At 67.1% G+C, this 17,660-nt stretch carries 13 protein-coding genes and 1 pseudogene; 10 read left to right on the top strand and 4 right to left on the bottom strand.

Going from position 1 to position 17,660, the window contains the following annotated elements:
• Nucleotides 1-335 precede the first annotated feature (335 nt).
• The 6 genes from B3E91_RS15390 to B3E91_RS15365 all read left to right on the top strand — a co-directional run bounded on the left by B3E91_RS15390 (nucleotide 336) and on the right by B3E91_RS15365 (nucleotide 9,319).
• Nucleotides 336-998, top strand: coding sequence for a DUF4145 domain-containing protein (locus B3E91_RS15390; protein ID WP_287030290.1), 663 nt, complete (start codon nucleotides 336-338; stop codon nucleotides 996-998).
• 481 nt (nucleotides 999-1,479) lie between these two features.
• Nucleotides 1,480-2,226, top strand: coding sequence for a gluconate 2-dehydrogenase subunit 3 family protein (locus B3E91_RS15385; RefSeq protein WP_090228243.1), 747 nt, complete (start codon nucleotides 1,480-1,482; stop codon nucleotides 2,224-2,226).
• Between the two features lie 5 nt (nucleotides 2,227-2,231).
• On the top strand, nucleotides 2,232-4,001 hold the full coding sequence (locus tag B3E91_RS15380) for a GMC family oxidoreductase (protein ID WP_287030288.1): 1,770 nt from the start codon (nucleotides 2,232-2,234) through the stop codon (nucleotides 3,999-4,001).
• Nucleotides 3,998-5,230, top strand: a complete 1,233-nt coding sequence (locus tag B3E91_RS15375) for a c-type cytochrome (RefSeq protein WP_287030286.1) — start codon at nucleotides 3,998-4,000, stop codon at nucleotides 5,228-5,230. Before B3E91_RS15380 ends, B3E91_RS15375 begins: the two co-directional genes overlap by 4 nt.
• 208 nt (nucleotides 5,231-5,438) lie before the next feature.
• Entirely contained in the window at nucleotides 5,439-8,054 is a 2,616-nt protein-coding gene (mprF, locus tag B3E91_RS15370; RefSeq protein ID WP_287030280.1) for a bifunctional lysylphosphatidylglycerol flippase/synthetase MprF, read from the top strand.
• On the top strand, nucleotides 8,054-9,319 hold the full coding sequence (locus B3E91_RS15365; RefSeq protein WP_287030278.1) for a virulence factor family protein: 1,266 nt from the start codon (nucleotides 8,054-8,056) through the stop codon (nucleotides 9,317-9,319). Before mprF ends, B3E91_RS15365 begins: the two co-directional genes overlap by 1 nt.
• Nucleotides 9,320-9,590: 271 nt before the next feature.
• Here the strand turns inward: B3E91_RS15365 and B3E91_RS15360 are convergent, their stop codons facing one another.
• Nucleotides 9,591-9,827 (bottom strand): hypothetical protein, encoded by a 237-nt coding sequence (locus B3E91_RS15360; RefSeq protein WP_287030275.1) that lies wholly within the window; start codon nucleotides 9,825-9,827, stop codon nucleotides 9,591-9,593.
• A 316-nt stretch (nucleotides 9,828-10,143) separates the two neighbouring features.
• Here B3E91_RS15360 and B3E91_RS15355 point away from each other — a divergent pair, with 316 nt between their 5' ends.
• Together B3E91_RS15355 and B3E91_RS15350 are read left to right on the top strand one after the other, a co-directional pair.
• Complete coding sequence (locus B3E91_RS15355) at nucleotides 10,144-10,422, top strand: DUF3509 domain-containing protein (RefSeq protein ID WP_090228256.1); 279 nt, start codon at nucleotides 10,144-10,146, stop codon at nucleotides 10,420-10,422.
• A gap of 80 nt (nucleotides 10,423-10,502) precedes the next feature.
• On the top strand, nucleotides 10,503-13,148 hold the full coding sequence (locus tag B3E91_RS15350; protein WP_287030274.1) for an excinuclease ABC subunit UvrA: 2,646 nt from the start codon (nucleotides 10,503-10,505) through the stop codon (nucleotides 13,146-13,148).
• Between the two features lie 13 nt (nucleotides 13,149-13,161).
• Here the strand turns inward: B3E91_RS15350 and nadE are convergent, their stop codons facing one another.
• Both nadE and B3E91_RS15340 read right to left on the bottom strand, forming a co-directional pair.
• Nucleotides 13,162-13,989 (bottom strand): ammonia-dependent NAD(+) synthetase, encoded by an 828-nt coding sequence (nadE, locus tag B3E91_RS15345; RefSeq protein ID WP_287030273.1) that lies wholly within the window; start codon nucleotides 13,987-13,989, stop codon nucleotides 13,162-13,164.
• A gap of 32 nt (nucleotides 13,990-14,021) precedes the next feature.
• Nucleotides 14,022-14,510, bottom strand: coding sequence for a CinA family protein (locus tag B3E91_RS15340; RefSeq protein WP_287030272.1), 489 nt, complete (start codon nucleotides 14,508-14,510; stop codon nucleotides 14,022-14,024).
• 145 nt (nucleotides 14,511-14,655) lie between these two features.
• Between B3E91_RS15340 and B3E91_RS15335 the strand changes: the two genes are divergently transcribed.
• Nucleotides 14,656-15,252, top strand: a complete 597-nt coding sequence (locus tag B3E91_RS15335) for a cyclodeaminase/cyclohydrolase family protein (RefSeq protein ID WP_287030269.1) — start codon at nucleotides 14,656-14,658, stop codon at nucleotides 15,250-15,252.
• A gap of 113 nt (nucleotides 15,253-15,365) precedes the next feature.
• Complete coding sequence (gene rimO, locus B3E91_RS15330) at nucleotides 15,366-16,691, top strand: 30S ribosomal protein S12 methylthiotransferase RimO (RefSeq protein ID WP_287030268.1); 1,326 nt, start codon at nucleotides 15,366-15,368, stop codon at nucleotides 16,689-16,691.
• 137 nt (nucleotides 16,692-16,828) lie between these two features.
• Here the strand turns inward: rimO and B3E91_RS15325 are convergent.
• Nucleotides 16,829-17,639 (bottom strand): annotated as a pseudogene (locus B3E91_RS15325) (integron integrase).
• Nucleotides 17,640-17,660 lie beyond the last annotated feature (21 nt).

The following is a 17,660-nucleotide window of genomic DNA, read 5'->3' as shown; positions in this document are numbered from 1 at the left end:
GCCGTCGGGCCGGGCAGCCGGTAGCTCAGCGCCAACGCGGCCCAGGCCGCCGAGGCCAGCACCAGCAGCGAAGTCAGGGTAAGCAGAAGTACACGCCACATGAACGTCATCCCTATCAGGGCCGGAAATTGAGAGAGCCTCGCCTCGAGGCGGGCCTGCATCCTATCGCGACGGACGGCGATGCCCGTCTCCGCTAGGGACAGTTCCGCGGCCGATTCGTCCCGCCGCACGCGGCTCGGAAGAAAACCGCTGCCGCTGCCGGAACGCCTGCAGGCACGCATGGTCGGAGCTTTCTACAACACCGGACACATCGGTCGCCGCAGTGGAGAGCGCAGATGGGTACTGTTTACTACGTCGGAACCTGCCCGCATTGCCTGGCCACCAAGCGCACCTTCACCTCGTGCCGACAGACGCTGCTGCGCAAGAACGAGTCCGGCTCGCGCTGGCGCCTGCAGATGAGCTGCAACACCTGTACGCGCCGCGTCGACGTACTGCTGGCCTCTGCCGGACTCGACGGCCCGCTGGATGGCCCCGGCTCGATCACCCTTCCGCGTCACGGCGGGCAGATCGCGCCGGCGCTGCCGTTCGTCGTCCACGCGGTGTATCCGAAACCGCGGGCGATCCCCGCGCCCTTCGCCACGCCGTTGCAGCCAGCGGATCGCCTCTCGGCGGCCCGCGCGCGGCTGGCACTCGGCGACTTCGAAGCCTGCGCGACACTCTGTGTCAGCGCGCTGGACCTGGCCAGCCACGACCTGCTGCCGGGCACCGCCGGCCTGCGCGAGCGTTTCCATCGTCTGCGCAACGAGGGCGTGATCCCGTCGGCGCTGGCTGCCTGGGGTCATTTCGTCCGCATCGAGGGCAGCGCCGCGACGCTGCTCGACGACGACGTCGCCGAGGAGGAAGCCCAGGAACTGCTGGACTTTACCGAGACCTTCCTGCTGTTCGCCTTTTCCCGCCCCGGCGCGGGAATCGCCGCGCCTCGCCGGCGCGCGGGCTGATCCGAGGACCGGTTTCCGCAGCCGCAGCGCCAACGGATCGACTGACCGACATCCCCCTTCGCGACGAGAGAAGGCGCGCATCAGCTCCCTGATGCCGAACCCTTTCTGCGCTCGGTCGCACGCCGCATCTCTACCCTCGATCCGCTGGAATCAACGGCCTACATGGCGTCAAGCCCTGCGGGAACAAAAACGGCTGGATTGATATCAAATTTGTAACAGTGAATTGCACAACTTTTTCACTGCGACAATTTGTAACACCTTACCCTATAAAAACGTCGGGAAGAGACGACCAACGGACCACGGCCAATCGGTTCCGGTGCAGCGCATCGACCTGGCCCCTGCCCCTCAAAGGTCGCGTGCCCCCACGTGGATGTTTCCGCCTGCGCCTGCATGGCAACGGCACCACCGTGAACTGATAGCGACTACGCCGCTTTCGGCGAGCAGCCCCCGGCTCGTCAGACGCGTATCGCAGGAGCCTCGCATGACCGATAAATCCAAAGGCTTTACCCGACGGCAGATCCTTGTCTCGTCGGCGGCTTCGCTCGCCGTCGGCGCCGCCGCCAGCGCCAAGGCGGCCACCGTAGCCGGTACGCCCGGGTGGATTCCCTTCGACCACAACGGCCCGATGCACTACGACACACCCGGCTGGCAGTTCTTCACGGCCGAGGAAGCCCGCGAAGTCGAGGCGATCGTCGAGCGCCTGATTCCCGCCGACGACCTCAGCGTCAGTGGCAAGGACGCCGGCTGCGCGGTATTCATCGACCGTCAGCTGGCCGGCGAGTACGGCACCTTCGCCCGCCTCTACCGCGAAGGCCCCTTCACGCCGGGCACGCCGGCGCAGGCGGACCAGTCGCCGCTGGTGCCGCAGGAGCGTTACCGCATCGGCCTCGCCGCCCTCGGCAAGTACTGCCAGGCGCAGTTCCAGAAGCCGTTCAGCGGCCTCGAGGGCGAGCAGCGCGACAAGGTGCTGACCGATCTGGAGAAAGGCGCGATCACCCTCGAGGGCATCGACGCCCAGTTCTTCTTCCAGCAGGTGCTGGGCAACACCATGGAAGGCTTCTTCGCCGACCCGATCTACGGCGGCAACCGCGACATGGTGAGCTGGAAAATGATCGGTTTCCCCGGTGCGCGTTATGACTACCGCGACTACATCGCGCTGCATAACCAGAAGCTCGACCTGGTACCGCTCTCCATCATCGGCAGCTCCGCCTGGAACAAGAAGGGTTAATCGACATGGCTACACCTAAGAAACTTCCCGCCACCGACGTGGTGGTCGTGGGCCTCGGCTGGGCGGGCTCGATCATCGCCAAGGAACTCGCCGACGAAGGCCTGAACGTGATGGGCTTCGAGCGCGGCCCGTGGCGCGACACCGCCGTGGACTTCAACCTGGCGTCCGCCACCGACGAGTTGCGCTACAACCGCCGCCAGGAACTGATGCTGCGGACCAAGCAGAACACCTGCACGATGCGCAACACGCCGGCCGAGACCGCCCTGCCGATGCGCGACTGGGGTTCCTTCCACCCCGGCAACGGCACCGGTGGCGCCGGCAACCACTGGGCCGGCATCACCTTTCGCTTCCAGCCCACTGAATTCCGCCTCGCCAGCTACCTGCAGGAACGCTATGGCAAGGAAGTACCCGCCGAGCTGACCCTGCAGGACTGGGGCACCACCTGGGAGGAAATGGAACCGCACTACGACGCCTTCGAGCGCCTGGCAGGGGTTTCCGGCAAGGCCGGCAACCTCAACGGCACCGTCGTCGAGGGCGGCAACCCGTTCGAGGGCGCCCGCTCCCGGGAATACCCGAACCCGCCGACCGCTCAGACCTACGCCCCGACGCTGTTCGCCGAAGCCGCGCGCAACCTGGGCTACAAGCCGTTCCCGGTGCCCTCGGCGCTGGCCTCGCAGGCCTACACCAACCAGTACGGCGTGACCATGGGGCCGTGCACCTTCTGCGGTTTCTGCACCAACTACGGCTGCGCCAACTATTCCAAGGCCAGCGCCATCGTCAACGTGCTGCCAGCGCTGATCCGCAAGCCCAACTTCACCGCCAGGACCAATGCCGAAGTGCTGAAGGTCACGCTGGACAGCACCGGCAAGAAAGCCACCGGGATCATCTACGTCGATGCCAACGGCGATCAGTTCGAGCAGCCGGCGGAGATCGTCGTGGTCGCCGCGTTCATCTTCGAGAACGTGCGTCTGATGCTGCTTTCCGGCGTCGGCCAGCCCTACGACCCGGTCACCAACACCGGCACCACCGGGCGCAACTACGCCTACCAGACGGCCAACAGCGTGCGCATGTTCTTCGATGACAAGAACTTCAATCCCTTCATCGGCGGCGGCGCCATCGGCATGGGCATCGACGAGTTCAACAACGACAACTTCGACCACGCGGGCCTTGGCTTCGTCGGCGGCGGCAGCACCCGGGTGACACCGATCGGCGCCGCGCCGATCGACTCGCGCCCGGTGCCGCCGGGCACCCCGGCCTGGGGTTCGCAGTGGAAGAAGGCGACCGTGGAGAACTACGCCAGCTCGATGTCCATCGGTTGCGAGGCGAGCAGCTACAGCAAACGCACCAACTACCTGTCGCTGGACCCGAACTACACCGACCCGCACGGTCGCCCGCTGCTGCGCATCACCTTCGACTTCCCGGAGAACGACCTGCGCATGGCCGAGTACTGCACCAACAAGGTCGCCGAGATCGCCAAGAGCATGAACCCCCGGGCGTTTTTCCCCTCGCCGCGCAAGGGGCCGTGGGCGAACACCTCGTACCAGTCCTCGCACATCGTCGGCGGTTTCATCATGGGCGCCGATCCGAAGAACAGCTCGGTGAACAAGCACCTGCAGGTCTGGGGCGTGCCGAACCTGTTCGTGGTCGGCTCCTCGGCCTTCCCGCAGAACCCCGGCTACAACCCGACGGGCACCGTGGGCGCCCTGGCCTTCAAGGCCGCGGATGCGATCCGCAGGCTCTATCTCAAGCGTCCGGGGGAGATGATCAGCGTATGAAAACCACCTTCTCCCTGTGCGCCGGCCTGCTCGCCCTGAGCCTCGGCACGGCCAACGCGGCCAGCGGCGGCGACTCCTACAACCTGGTGCAGAAAGGCCGCTACCTGGCGACCCTCGGCGACTGCACGGCGTGCCACACACAGCCGGGCAAGCCGTTGTTCGCCGGTGGCGTGAGCATCGACACCCCGTTCGGCAAGCTGGTCGGCGCCAACATCACCCCCGACCCGGAGACCGGCATCGGTGGGTGGAGCTTCGAGGACTTCCAGAACGTCATGTCCAAGGGCCACGCGCCGGGCGACAAGCGCCTCTACGGAGCGATGCCGTACACCGCCTACACCAAGGTCAGCCGCGAGGACAACCAGGCCATCTGGGCCTACCTGCAGACCGTCCAGCCGGTGCACAACCCGGTGGAAACCAACCTACTGCCGTTCCCGTTCAACCTGCGCAGCAGCCTGATCGCCTGGAACCTGCTCAACTTCGAGGAAGGCGAATTCAAGCCCGACACGAAGAAATCCGAGCAATGGAACCGCGGCGCCTACCTCGTCCAGGGGCTCGGCCACTGCGGCACCTGCCACACGCCGAAAAGCCTGACCGGGGGCGACAAGAACGACGCCTTCCTCGCCGGCGCCGATCTGCAGGGCTGGGTCGCGCCGAACATCACCGCCGATCCGTACGCCGGCATCGGCGCATGGAGCGTCGAGGAAGTCGTCCAGTACCTGAAGACCGGCGCCAACCGTTTCGACATCGCCTCCGGGCCGATGGCCGAAGCCGTGGAGCACTCCACCCAGCACTGGAAGGACGAGGACCTGATGGCGGTGGCGGTCTACCTCAAAGACGACCCGCGGACCGACTGGCCGAAGCCCGTCGAACCGCTGGCCTCGGACAGCCCGGCGATGGTCGCCGGCAAGGCGATCTACGCCGACCGCTGCTCGGCCTGCCACGTCGGTTCCGGCGAAGGGATCGCGCACTTGTTCCCGAAACTCGCCAAGGCCCCGCTGGTGAACACCGCCGATACCGCCTCGCTGATCCGCGTGGTCCTGGCCGGCAGCCGCGCCGGCGGCACCGAGGCGGCACCCACCGCGCCGGCGATGCCGTCGTTCGCCTGGAACCTCAGCGACGAGAACATCGCCGACGTGCTGACCTACGTGCGCAACAGCTGGGGCAACTCCGCCTCGCCGGTTTCCAGCGCCGAGGTGACCGACCTGCGGGACAGCCTGAACGAGCGCTGAGCCGCGCGACGCACCATCCGCCACGCACTTCGCTGGCGTAACGAAAAGGCCACCTGCTCGGGTGGCCTTTTTCTTTCCTTGACCCGAAACCCACCTACCCTTTGCCTGACAGCCGTGGACGGCCCGGACAAAAAATCCTCCCGACGGAGGTGCGGTCCGCAGTCCGAACGGTCACACTCTGCAACATGTTCAGCCACTGAGAGCCGCAATGCAGGAACCCGTCGAAGTCGCCGTCAGCCCCATCCCCCGTCTTGGTTGGCTCGACCGCCTGAGTCTCTACCGCCAGCCCATTGGCCTCGCCCTCACCCTGATCCTGTTCGCGCTCGGCCTGCTGGCGTGCTGGCACCTGCTGCACGAACTCGATCCGGACGGCCTCCGCGCCGCGCTCTTCGACGTACCCCAGGCCAGCATCTATGGCGCCCTCGCGGCCACGGCACTGAGCTTCGTCGCGCTGCTCGGCTATGAATGGTCGGCGATGCACTACGCCGGGGTGAAACTGCCGGCGTCGCGGCTGACCCTGGGCAGCTTCTGCGCCTTCTCGATCGGCAACGCGGTGGGTTTCTCGCTGCTCTCCGGCGGCTCGGTACGCTACCGGCTGTATGCCCGCGAAGGGCTGAGCGCCGGCGACATCGCCCGGATCAGCCTGTTCGCCAGCCTCTCGCTGGGCTGCGCACTGCCGCCGCTGTCCGCACTCGCCGCCTTGAGCGACCTGCCGGCCGCCGCCCAGGCGCTGAAACTCCCGGCGCCGCTGGTGGGCGTGCTGGCCGTGGCCATCTTGCTGGGCTGCGCCGCGCTGGTGCTGTTCCTCTCGCGCCGCCGGTTGCCGCAAGGCGGCGTGCCCGGCAGCGTCGAGGTGCAGGTGTCGCGCTGGCAACTGCGCCTGCCCGGCGCGAAGCTGTCGCTGCTGCAACTGTTCATCACCCTGGTCGATGTCAGCGCCGCCGCCACCGTGCTCTATCTGCTGCTGCCCGAGGCGCCGCCGTTCGGCAGCTTCCTGCTGGTTTACCTGCTGGCGCTGGCGGCCGGTGTGCTCAGCCACGTTCCCGGCGGCATCGGCGTGTTCGAGGCGGTGCTGCTGGCCGCCTTCGCCGGTCAACTGGGCGCCGCGCCGCTGGCCGCCGCGCTGGTGATCTACCGGCTGATCTACGTCGGCCTGCCGCTGGTGCTCGGCTGCCTGCTGCTGCTCGCCGACGAAGCCCGGCGTTTCCTCGGCGCCGGCCGCGAGGCCCTGCGCCTGGCCTCGACGCTGGCGGCACCGGTGCTCTCGCTGCTGGTGTTCTTCGCCGGCGTGGTGCTGCTGTTTTCCGGCGCGACCCCGGCCATCGACGAGCGCCTGGACACCCTGCGCTTCCTCATTCCGCACCGGCTGATCGACATCTCCCACCTGGCCGCCAGCCTGGTGGGCGTGCTCTGCCTGCTGCTCGCCCAGGGCCTGCGCCAGCGCCTGTCGGCCGCCTGGGCGCTGACCCTTGCCCTGCTGGTGGTCGGTGCCGGGCTGTCGCTGCTCAAGGGCGTGGACTGGGAAGAGGCGATGCTGCTGTCGATCACCGCCGTGCTGCTGGCGGTGTTCCGCAAGGCCTTCTACCGCCCCAGCCGGCTGCTGGAGATGCCGCTCTCGTCGGTCAACCTGGTGGCCGCGGCGTGCGTGCTCGCGGCCTCGACCTGGCTGATGTTCTTCGTCTACCAGAACGTGCCCTACGACCATGAGCTGTGGTGGCAATTCGCGGTGGACGCCAACACCCCGCGCTCGCTGCGGGCGACGCTGGGCAGCTTCCTGCTGCTGGCGATCCTCGGCCTGGTCTGGCTGCTGCGCCCGCAGCCGCCGGAAATCCTCGAACCCGACGAAGCCGAACTGCAACGCGCGCTGGCCATCATCAAGGCCTCCGACCAGCCGGACGGCGGCCTGGTGCTCACCGGCGACAAGGCGATCCTCTTCCACCCCAACGGCGACGCCTTCCTGATGTACGCGCGACGCGGCCGCAGCCTGGTGGCGCTGTTCGACCCGATCGGCCCGGCCGCCGAACGCGGCGAGCTGATCTGGCAGTTCCGCGACCTCTGCGACCACTACCGCGCCCGCCCCGTGTTCTATCAGGTGCGCGCCGAGAACCTGCCGTACTACATGGACATCGGCCTGAGCGCGATCAAGCTCGGCGAGGAAGCCAGCGTCGACCTGGCCACCTTCGACCTCGACAGCAAGGGCAAGAAAGACCTGCGCTACACCTGGAACCGTGGCCAGCGCGACGGTCTCAGCCTGGTGATCCATGCGCCCGGCGAGGCGCCGATGGAGCACCTGGCGGCGATTTCCGAAGCCTGGATGCAGGGCAAGCAGGCGCGCGAAAAGGGCTTCTCCCTCGGCCGCTTCGACACCGACTACCTGCGCCACTTCCGCATCGCCGTGGTGCTCGACAAGGACCAGCCGGTGGCCTTCGCCAGCCTGCTGGAGACCGATCAGAAGGAAGTCGCCAGCCTCGACCTGATGCGCGTGCATCCGAAGGCGCCGAAGCTGACCATGGAGTTCCTCATGCTCGGCCTGATCCTGCGCTTCAAGGAAGCCGGGTATGCGCACTTCAGCCTCGGCATGGTGCCGCTGGCCGGATTGCAGGTGCGCCGTGGCGCGCCGCTGGCCCAGCGCCTGGGCTCGCTGGTGTTCCAGCGCGGCGAGCAGTTCTACAACTTCCAGGGCCTGCGCCGCTTCAAGGACAAGTTCGACCCCGAATGGGAACCGCGCTACATGGCCGTTCCCGCGGGACTCAACCCACTACTGGCCCTGGCCGATACCGCCGCGCTGATCGCCGGCGGCCTGACTGGATTGGTGAAACGCTGATGGCCTTACCGTTCTCCCGTCGCAAGACGCTGACATCCCTCCTCGTACTGGCGTGCCTGCTGCTGGGCGTGGCCTGGTGGTTCCTCAAGCCGCCGCCGCGGGCGCAACTCGAACACCCGACGCTGGCCGATGGCAGCGCGGTGACCCTGGCCGTGCCACCGGGCAAGATCGGCGCGCGCGTGGTCGTGGCCGTACCCGAAGGCCAGGGGCTGAGCGATGCGCAACTGCTGAATCTGGCCGAGCGCGGCGCGCTGCTGGTGCAGTACGTTCTCCAGCCCGGCAGTTGCGAACAGCAACGCCAGCACATGAACGATGCCGCGGCGCAGCTGAAACAGGCGCCGACGCTGGTCGCCGGTATCGGCCCGGGCGGCGTGCTCGCCTGGCGCTGGCTGGCGGCCCAGGGCAGCGACCAGGCGCGCGCGCTGTCGGTGGGTTTCTCGCTGTCGATGCCGGATTGCCCCGACGTGCTGCCGCAACGGGCAGAACATGGCCAGTGGACCATCGCCTGGAACGACAACCCGGACGATCCCAGCGCGCGCTTCGCCCGTGCGCTGGACAACGCCCATACGCAGATCGCCAACTACGACACGCCGCTGCCGCAACTGCTCGACCAGCAGTTGCAGAGCCTGCTCGCCGGCCAGGGCGAGGCCATGCCGGTGGTCGACGTGCCGGCCAAGGACCCGGTCGACACGCTGAGCCTGTTCTATTCCGGCGACGGCGGCTGGCGCGACCTCGACCGCGACGTCGCCGAGCAGATGGCGCAGCACAACTACCCGGTGATCGGCGTCGACACGCTGCGCTACTACTGGCAGCACAAGACCCCGGAACGCTCGGCCAGCGACCTCGCCGCGCTGATGAAGCACTACCAGGAAACCCGCGGCGTGAAGCACTTCGCGCTGATCGGCTACTCGTTCGGCGCCAACGTGCTGCCGGCGATCTACAACCGCCTGCCGGCCGCGACCCAGGACACGGTGAGCTCACTGATCCTGCTGGCGCCCGAACGCAGCGTCGGTTTCGAGATCGAGGTGGAGGGCTGGCTGGGCAAGGTCAATCAGGAAGCACCGATAGGTCCTGAGCTGAGCAAGCTGCCGGCGGCGAAGGTGCTGTGCGTCTATGGCGTCGAAGAGAAGGCGGAAACCGGCTGCACGCTGGGTGAGCTGAGCGGCCAGCCGCTGGAATTGCCCGGCGGCCATCATTACGACGAGGATTACCCGGCACTGGCCACGCGCCTGCTCGATGCGATAAAGGCCCGGACCACGCCGTAGGCGCGGCTCCGGCGCCACTCGAGGCTTTTCCCGAACCCCGGAAAACACAAAACCCGCCGAAGCGGGTTGTGTGGTACCGACTCGAAATCCCTGTCGAGGCGCCGTCCTGGCTCGGTGGTTCATCCTGCGGTTCGTGCGATCCGTCGCGCCATCCGTGGAACAGAGATTACGGCGCGCACGCGCACGCCGGTAGAGCCAAGCCGCGACAGCGCGTGTAGGCATTTGGCTACTCGGCGCCCAATCGGCGGCGCCCCCGGTGACGCGGTCGGATTCAGCGCTTCAGCAGGCGCTCCACGCGATCCGCGCCCGCATTGATTTCATCGGCTTCCTGTTCCTTGGTTTTGATGGTGGTCGGCGTGATCACCTTGGCGACGGTCTCGGTCGCTTCGTTATCACGGGTGATGTCCTTCCTGACCACATCCACCGGTTTGCCGGCCTGATCCTGCTTGGGCAGGTTGGGCGGCGTGCGATCGATGGAGGATTGGCTGGGGCGATCGGTCTGGCTCATCTTCATGTCCTTCTCACTGCATGTGAGGTTTCGAGCGCCCCGCCTGGCAAGTAGTTCGATGAAACGGTCGCCCGGTCAGTTTCATCACATTCAGGGCAAGCGGCCTCCGCTGGCCGGCCGCCATTAAGAAGGCGGAAGTTCGAATGACTGACCGGGAACCATTGCGCGATTTGCAAGGTCGTTTCGGACCATTCGTGCATTCTGCTAGCAGCTTATCGCCATCATTTAATGTAAGTCATTGATTTATAAGAGGCACAAAGTTGGCACGCATGCTGCGATAACAAAGCGGAATTGAACTGCTTTGGATAACTAAAAAATGAACGATCTGCTCAATGCCGTAACTGCCGCTTTCCCCGACTACGAAGTCACCGCCGTTGCCCGTCCTGACCGCGGCTGCCTGGTGACCCTCAAGAACTACGATGGCAGCCTGGTCAAGCGTGCCGCCTGCGCCGCCCAGGTATCCGACGAATTCCAGCGCGAGCGCTTCGTCAATACGATGAAACGCGACGTGGCGCTGCATTTCGGCGAACTGCCGCAGGTGGAAACCCTCAGCCGTCTGCGTCGCTCGGGCCTGCCGGCCTACAGCCACGTCTGAGCCGTCGCTGGAAAGAAGAACCGCCCCTCGGGGCGGTTTTTCTTTATAAGTCTTTCGCCCCGTCGTCACGAGTCCGCAGCATGCCTTCGTCCCGCCGCAAGCCCGCCCCTGTCCGCGCGTCCACCGACTCCGGTTTTGTCCGCGTGCGCGGTGCCCGCGAGCACAACCTGAAGAACGTCGATGTCGATATCCCCCGCGATTCGCTGGTGGTGTTCACCGGCGTCTCCGGCTCCGGCAAGTCCTCGCTGGCGTTCGGCACGCTGTACGCGGAGGCGCAGCGGCGCTACTTCGAGTCGGTGGCACCCTATGCCCGGCGGCTGATCGACCAGGTCGGCGTGCCCGATGTCGATGCCATCGAGGGCCTGCCGCCGGCCGTGGCGCTGCAGCAACAGCGCGGCACCCCGAGCACGCGCTCCTCGGTCGGCAGTGTCACCAGCCTGTCGAGCCTGGTACGCATGCTCTACTCGCGGGCCGGCGACTACCCGCCGGAGCAGCCGATGCTCTACGCCGAGGATTTCTCGCCGAATACCCCGCAGGGCGCCTGCCCGCAATGTCATGGCCTGGGCCGCGTCTACGAAGTCACCGAGCGATCCATGGTGCCGGACGATTCGCTGAGTATCCGCCAGCGCGCCGTGGCGTCCTGGCCCACCGCATGGCAGGGGCAGAACCTGCGCGACATCCTGGTCACGCTCGGCTATGACGTGGACATTCCCTGGCGCGACCTGCCGCGCCAGCAGCGCGAGTGGATTCTCTTCACCGACGAGCAGCCGACGGTGCCGGTGTACGCCGGACTGAGCCCCGAGGAGACGCGCCAGGCGCTGAAACGCAAGCTGGAGCCGAGCTACCAGGGCACCTTCACCGGGGCGCGGCGCTACGTGCTGCACACCTTCACCCACTCGCAAAGCGCACTGATGAAGAAGCGTGTTTCGCAGTTCATGGTCGGCAGCCCATGCCCACTGTGCGACGGCAAGCGGCTGAAACGCGAGGCGCTTTCGGTGACCTTCGCCGGTCACGACATCGGCACCCTCTCGCAGATGCCGCTGCTCGAACTGGCCGAGCTGTTGCGCCGGGTCGCCGATGACACCTCCGCCGACGACCCGGCACCGACGCCGCGCGGCCGGCCCACGGCAAAGGCCGCGCGGGAGCAGCGCATCGCGGCCGGCGGCTCCGCGCATGCCAGCGCGCCGGACGTGCGGCGCACCGCCAACCGCTCGCCGGAAAAGCGCCTGGCCGCCCAACGCATCGCCGCGGACCTGCTGGTTCGGGTGAAAACCCTCACCGACCTCGGCCTCGGCTACCTCGCGCTGGAGCGCAGTACGCCGACCCTGTCTTCCGGCGAACTGCAGCGCCTGCGCCTGGCCACCCAGCTGACCTCGCACCTGTTCGGCGTGATCTACGTGCTCGACGAACCCTCCGCCGGCCTGCACCCGGCCGATGGCGAAGCGCTGTTCGACGCCCTGCAGCAACTGAAGGAGGCCGGCAACTCGCTGTTCGTGGTCGAGCACGACCTGGAAACCATGCGCCGCGCCGACTGGCTGGTGGACGTCGGCCCGGCGGCCGGCGAACACGGCGGCCAGATCCTCTACAGCGGCCCGCCGGACGGGCTAGCCGACGTCGAAGCGTCGCAGACCCGGCAGTACCTGTTCGACAGCCGGACGAAGATCGAGCGGACGCCGCGCCAGGCATCGGACTGGCTGCGCCTGGAAGGCGTCACCCGCAACAACCTGCGCGGGCTAGACGTGAGCTTCCCGCTCGGCTGCCTGTGCGCGGTCACCGGGGTATCCGGCTCGGGCAAATCCAGCCTGGTCAGCCAGGCGCTGCTGGAACTGGTCGGCGCCCAGTTGGGCCATGCCGTGTCCGCCGCCGACGGCGAGGAAGCGAGCCTGGAGGACGCCGTGCTGCCGGCGACCGAGGGGCGTGTGGTCGCCGGCATGCAGCGCATCCGTCGGCTGGTTCAGGTGGACCAGAAGCCAATCGGCCGCACGCCGCGCTCCAACCTCGCCACCTACACCGGCCTGTTCGATGGGGTGCGCAAGCTGTTCGCCGCCACGCCGCAGGCCAGGCGCCGTCACTACGATGCCGGGCAGTTCTCCTTCAACGTCGCCAAGGGCCGCTGCGCCACCTGCGAGGGTGAGGGCTTCGTCAGCGTCGAGTTGCTGTTCATGCCCAGCGTCTACGCGCCCTGCCCGGCTTGCCAGGGCGCGCGCTACAACCCGCAGACGCTGGAAGTCACCTGGCGGGAGAAGAACATCGCCGAGGTGCTGCAACTCACGGTGGACGCCGCCTGCGATTTCTTCGCCGAGGAAGCCGCCGTCGTGCGCCCGCTGCGGCTGCTGCGCGACATCGGCCTGGGCTACCTGCGCCTCGGCCAGCCCGCCACCGAGCTTTCGGGCGGCGAAGCGCAACGCATCAAGCTGGCGTCGGAACTGCAACGCAGCCAGCGCGGCGCCACGCTGTACGTGCTGGACGAGCCCACCACCGGCCTGCACCCGCTGGACATCGACCGGCTGATGGCCAAACTCGGCGAACTGGTGGATGACGGCAACACGGTGGTGCTGGTCGAGCACAACATGCATGTGGTGGCGCAGGCAGACTGGGTGATCGACATCGGCCCCGGCGCTGCCGACGCCGGCGGCCGCGTGGTCGCCTGCGGGGCGCCGCGCGAGGTAGCGCGCAGCACGGTGAGCCGCACCGCGCCTTACCTGCGCGAGCAGTTGCAGCGCTGAGCGGCGCGGGGCCTCAGGGCGTGACCGCCAGCGCCCGTTTGTGCGCGCTGTTGTCGTAGGTGCGCAGGATGATCCGGCTGGCATCCTCGCTCACCGGCTTGCCCTCGAGGAAATCGTCGATCTCCTCGTAGCGCACGCCGAGCGCGGTTTCGTCGGCGTGGCCGGGGCGCAGGCTTTCCAGGTCGGCGGTCGGGACCTTCTCGGTCAGCGCCTCGGGAGCCCCGAGCCAGCGGCCGACGGCGCGCACGCGGCGCTTGTTCAGCCCGTACAGCGGCGCCACATCGCAGGCGCCGTCGCCGTGTTTGGTGAAGAACCCCATCAGCGCTTCCGCCGCGTGGTCGGTGCCGATCACCAGGCCGTCGCGCGCGCCGGCGATGGCGTACTGGGCGATCATCCGTTGGCGCGCCTTGATGTTGCCGAGGACGAAATCCTCCTGCGCCGCGTCGCGAAACGCCAGTCCGGCATCCCTAGTCGCCTGCAATAGCGCGTCGCTGGCCGGGCCGATGTCGACCCGCAGCAGCTCGTCGGGCTGGATGAAGTCCAGCGCCGCACGCGCGTCCGCCTCGTCGTGCTGCTCGACGTAGGGCAGGCGCACGGCGATGAAGGTGGCGGGCTCGCCCTCCTCGCGCAGTTGCTGCACGGCGAGCTGGGCCAGGCGCCCAGCCACGCTGGAGTCGACACCGCCGCTGATACCCAGCACCAGCACATGCCGGCGGCTGTTGCGCATCTGCGCGACGAGGAAGTCGATGCGCCGCCGCGCTTCGCTCGCCGCGTCGAATTCCGGGCTCACCTGCAGTTCGCGGATGATGCGTTGCTGACGGCTGGAAACATCGTTGCTCATTGGCTGTATCCCATGCTGAAAGGAGAAGTGACTCAACGGCGGGCGAGACTGGCATGCAGGCGCGGGATCTCGGCCAGCGCGAAACTGGATGCCGCACCCAGCACGGCCATGCGGTCGCCCGGGAAATGCTCGGTGCGGGAAAACAGGCGCAGTTCCTCCTGCCCACTGAATGCCCAGGCGAAGCACACGGTGCCCGGCGCGATCCCGTCGAGGCCATCCGGCCCGGCGACGCCGGTGGTGGCGACCACGACATTGGCCGGGCTATCGCGCAGCGCGCCGGCGGCCATCTCGCGGGCGACCTGCTCGCTGGTCAGGCCGAAGCGGTCGATGGTGGCCTGCTGCACCGCGAGCAGGCGCTTCTTCGCATCCGGCGAATAGACCACGTAGCCGGCGTCCAGATAGCGCCCGCTGCCGGGGCAGGACGCCAACAGGGTGATGATGTTGCCCGCGGTACAGGACTCGGCTGTCGCCAGCAGCAGGTGGTGCTCCTTGAAATACTCGACGATGGCTTCGATCCGCATGACTTCCTACGCTCGTGGTTGCCTGACCGGTAGACAGGCCACGATCGGCAACGCTCCCCCACGCGGCCGGTTGCCGAACGACAACCGATGAATGAACGCTCGTCGCCGGGCGCGCTCAAAAGCGGGTCAGCCAGGAAGATCGTCCATGCCGCGCAACGAAACCCTCTGGTCCCAGAGCCTCACCCGGTTCCGCGACGCGGTCGCCGCGCCATCGCCCACACCCAGTTGCGGCGCCGCCGCGGTGGTCAGCGCCAACCTCGGCCTGGCGCTGGTGCTGATGGCCCTGCGCACCTCTCAGGCGAAACAGCCACAAGCCGCGCGCGGCGCGCTGATCGCCCAAGTCGAGACACTGCTGCACGCCCTCGCCGACTACGCCGATGCCGACGTGCTGGCCTTCGCCGACTATATGGAAGCGCTGCGGCACGACGAATCCCAGGCGCCCAACCGGCAGCGCGCCGCGCGCAAGACCTCGGCGGTCTCGCTCGACGCCGCACGTTGCTGCGCCCAGGCCCTGGCGCTCGCGAGCGAGGCGCGGCCGCAAACCGCCGATGCCCTGGTCAGCGATATCGAGGCCGGCGCCCTGCTCCTGCATGCCGGGCTCTGCGCGCTGTTGATCAACCTCGACGTGGACCTGCGCGAACTCGTGGACGGGAGCGAACGCCGGCGCCTGCGCACGGCGCGCCAACAGGTTCAGGACGAGGCGGACCGGCACCTCGGGCAGATCCGCGCGGCCAGCCATTAGCGACCAATCGGCGGGAACCGACGCCGAGGCTATCCAAGACCCGGACGTGCCGCTAGAATTGCGCACTTTTTGATCAAGGGCGCCTCCCGGAGCGCTCCTCGAGGTTAGCCGCCATGTCCACCGCCACCGCCCCCAAAGTGGGTTTCGTCAGTCTCGGATGCCCGAAAGCCACGGTCGATTCCGAGCGCATCCTCACGCAGCTGCGCATGGAGGGCTACGAAGTCGTGCCCACCTATCAGGATGCCGACGTGGTGGTGGTCAACACCTGCGGCTTCATCGACAGCGCCAAGGCCGAATCGCTGGACGCCATCGGCGAAGCGCTGGCCGAGAACGGCCGGGTGATCGTCACCGGCTGCATGGGCGTGTCGGAAAGTGCGATCCGCGACGTGCACCCCAGCGTGCTCGCCGTCACCGGCCCGCAGCAGTACGAGCAGGTGGTCAACGCCGTGCACGAGGTGGTGCCGCCGAACATCGAGCACAACCCGCTGATCGACCTGGTACCGCCGCAAGGCATCAAGCTCACCCCGCGCCACTACGCCTACCTGAAGATTTCCGAGGGCTGCAACCACAGCTGCAGCTTCTGCATCATCCCCAGCATGCGCGGCAAACTGGTCAGCCGCCCGGTGGGCGACGTGCTCAGCGAAGCCCAGCGCCTGGTCAAGGCCGGCGTGAAGGAGCTGCTGGTGATCTCCCAGGACACCAGCGCCTACGGCGTCGACCTCAAGTACAAGACCGACTTCTGGGACGGCCGCCCGGTCAAGACACGCATGCTCGAACTCTGCGAGGCGCTGTCGAGCATGGGCGTGTGGGTGCGCCTGCACTATGTCTACCCGTACCCCAACGTCGACGACGTCATCCCGCTGATGGCCGCCGGCAAGCTGCTGCCCTACCTCGACATCCCCTTCCAGCACGCCAGCCCGAAAGTGCTCAAGGCGATGAAACGCCCGGCTTTCGAGGACCGCACCCTGGCGCGCATCAAGCAGTGGCGCGAGATCTGCCCGCAGCTGACCATCCGCTCCACCTTCATCGTCGGTTTCCCCGGCGAGACCGAAGAAGACTTCCAGTACCTGCTCAACTGGCTCACCGAAGCCCAGCTCGACCGCGTCGGCTGCTTCCAGTACTCCCCGGTGGACGGCGCGCCGGCCAACGACCTGAACCTGGAAATCGTCCCCGACGACGTCAAGCAGGACCGCTGGGACCGCTTCATGGCGCACCAGCAGGCCATCAGCACTGCGCGCCTGCAACGCAAGATCGGCCTGGAAATGGACGTGCTGATCGATGAAGTCGACCACGAAGGCGCCGTCGGCCGCTCCTGGGCCGACGCCCCGGAAATCGACGGCAGCGTGTTCATCGAAACCACCACCGTCCAACCCGGCGACAAGGTCCGCGTACGCATCGTCGATGCCGACGAGTACGACATGTGGGCCGAGCTGGTCTGATCTCCTGATCGAGAGCTCCCTACTGCACCCCTGTCCCATTCATGAGAGAGGGGCTGGGGGAAAGGGCCGAAAACGCCACGAAATACCCGTCGTAGGGTGCGCCATGCGCACCGCGCGCACGAGGCGAGCGCCTCGGCTCATGGCCGATCCAGCGGACTAAGCACCGCAAGGCCACCGCGATTGAGCACATGGGTATAGATCTGCGTGGTTTTCACATCCGCATGCCCGAGTAGCTCCTGCACCGTGCGGATGTCCTGGCCGCTTTCCAGCAAATGCGTGGCGAACGAATGGCGGAGCGTATGCGGAGTCGCCGGTTCCATGATGCCCGCCGCCCCTACCGCCGCCTTGAAAGCGCGCTGCAAGCGTTTTTCATCGACATGATGGCGCCGCCGCGCCACTGCGAGGGTCGGTCGACAACCCCTGTGCCGGAAACACGTACTGCCACGCCCACTCCCACGGCGCCTTGGGGTACTTGCGCGCCAGCGCGTCCGGCAGATACACATCACCGCGCCCGGCCAGCAACTCCGCATTGTGCGCGGCCTTCACTGCGAGCAAGTGTTTACGCAACGGCTCACGCAGGCGTTGCGGCAATACCGTGACGCGGTCCTTCATGCCCTTGCCGTCACGCACCACGATCTGCTGCCCGGTGAAATCCACATCCTTTACCCGTAAACGCATCACCTTCATCAAACGCATACCAGAGCCATACAGCAGGCTGGCGATCAGCCACAGTTCACCCTCAAGCTGCGCCAGCACCATCTTCACTTCCTCGACACTCAATACCACCGGCAAGCGCACTGGCTTCTTGGCCCGCACGACCTCGCCCAGCCAGGGCAGCTCCAGTTTGAGCACTTGTTTATAAAGAAACAGCAACGCAGCCAGTGCCTGATTCTGCGTGCTGGCCGACACATCCCGACGCACCGCCAAATCAGACAGGAACGCCTCCACTGAATCGCCCCGGGTTTCGTG

Origin of the sequence: Pseudomonas sp. UBA6310, from assembly GCF_002438225.1 — a bacterium.
Taxonomy (GTDB): Bacteria; Pseudomonadota; Gammaproteobacteria; order Pseudomonadales; family Pseudomonadaceae; genus Pseudomonas_O; species Pseudomonas_O kuykendallii.
The sequence above is the reverse complement of the archived record's forward strand: the minus strand, read 5'-3'. Positions and strand labels throughout refer to the sequence as shown.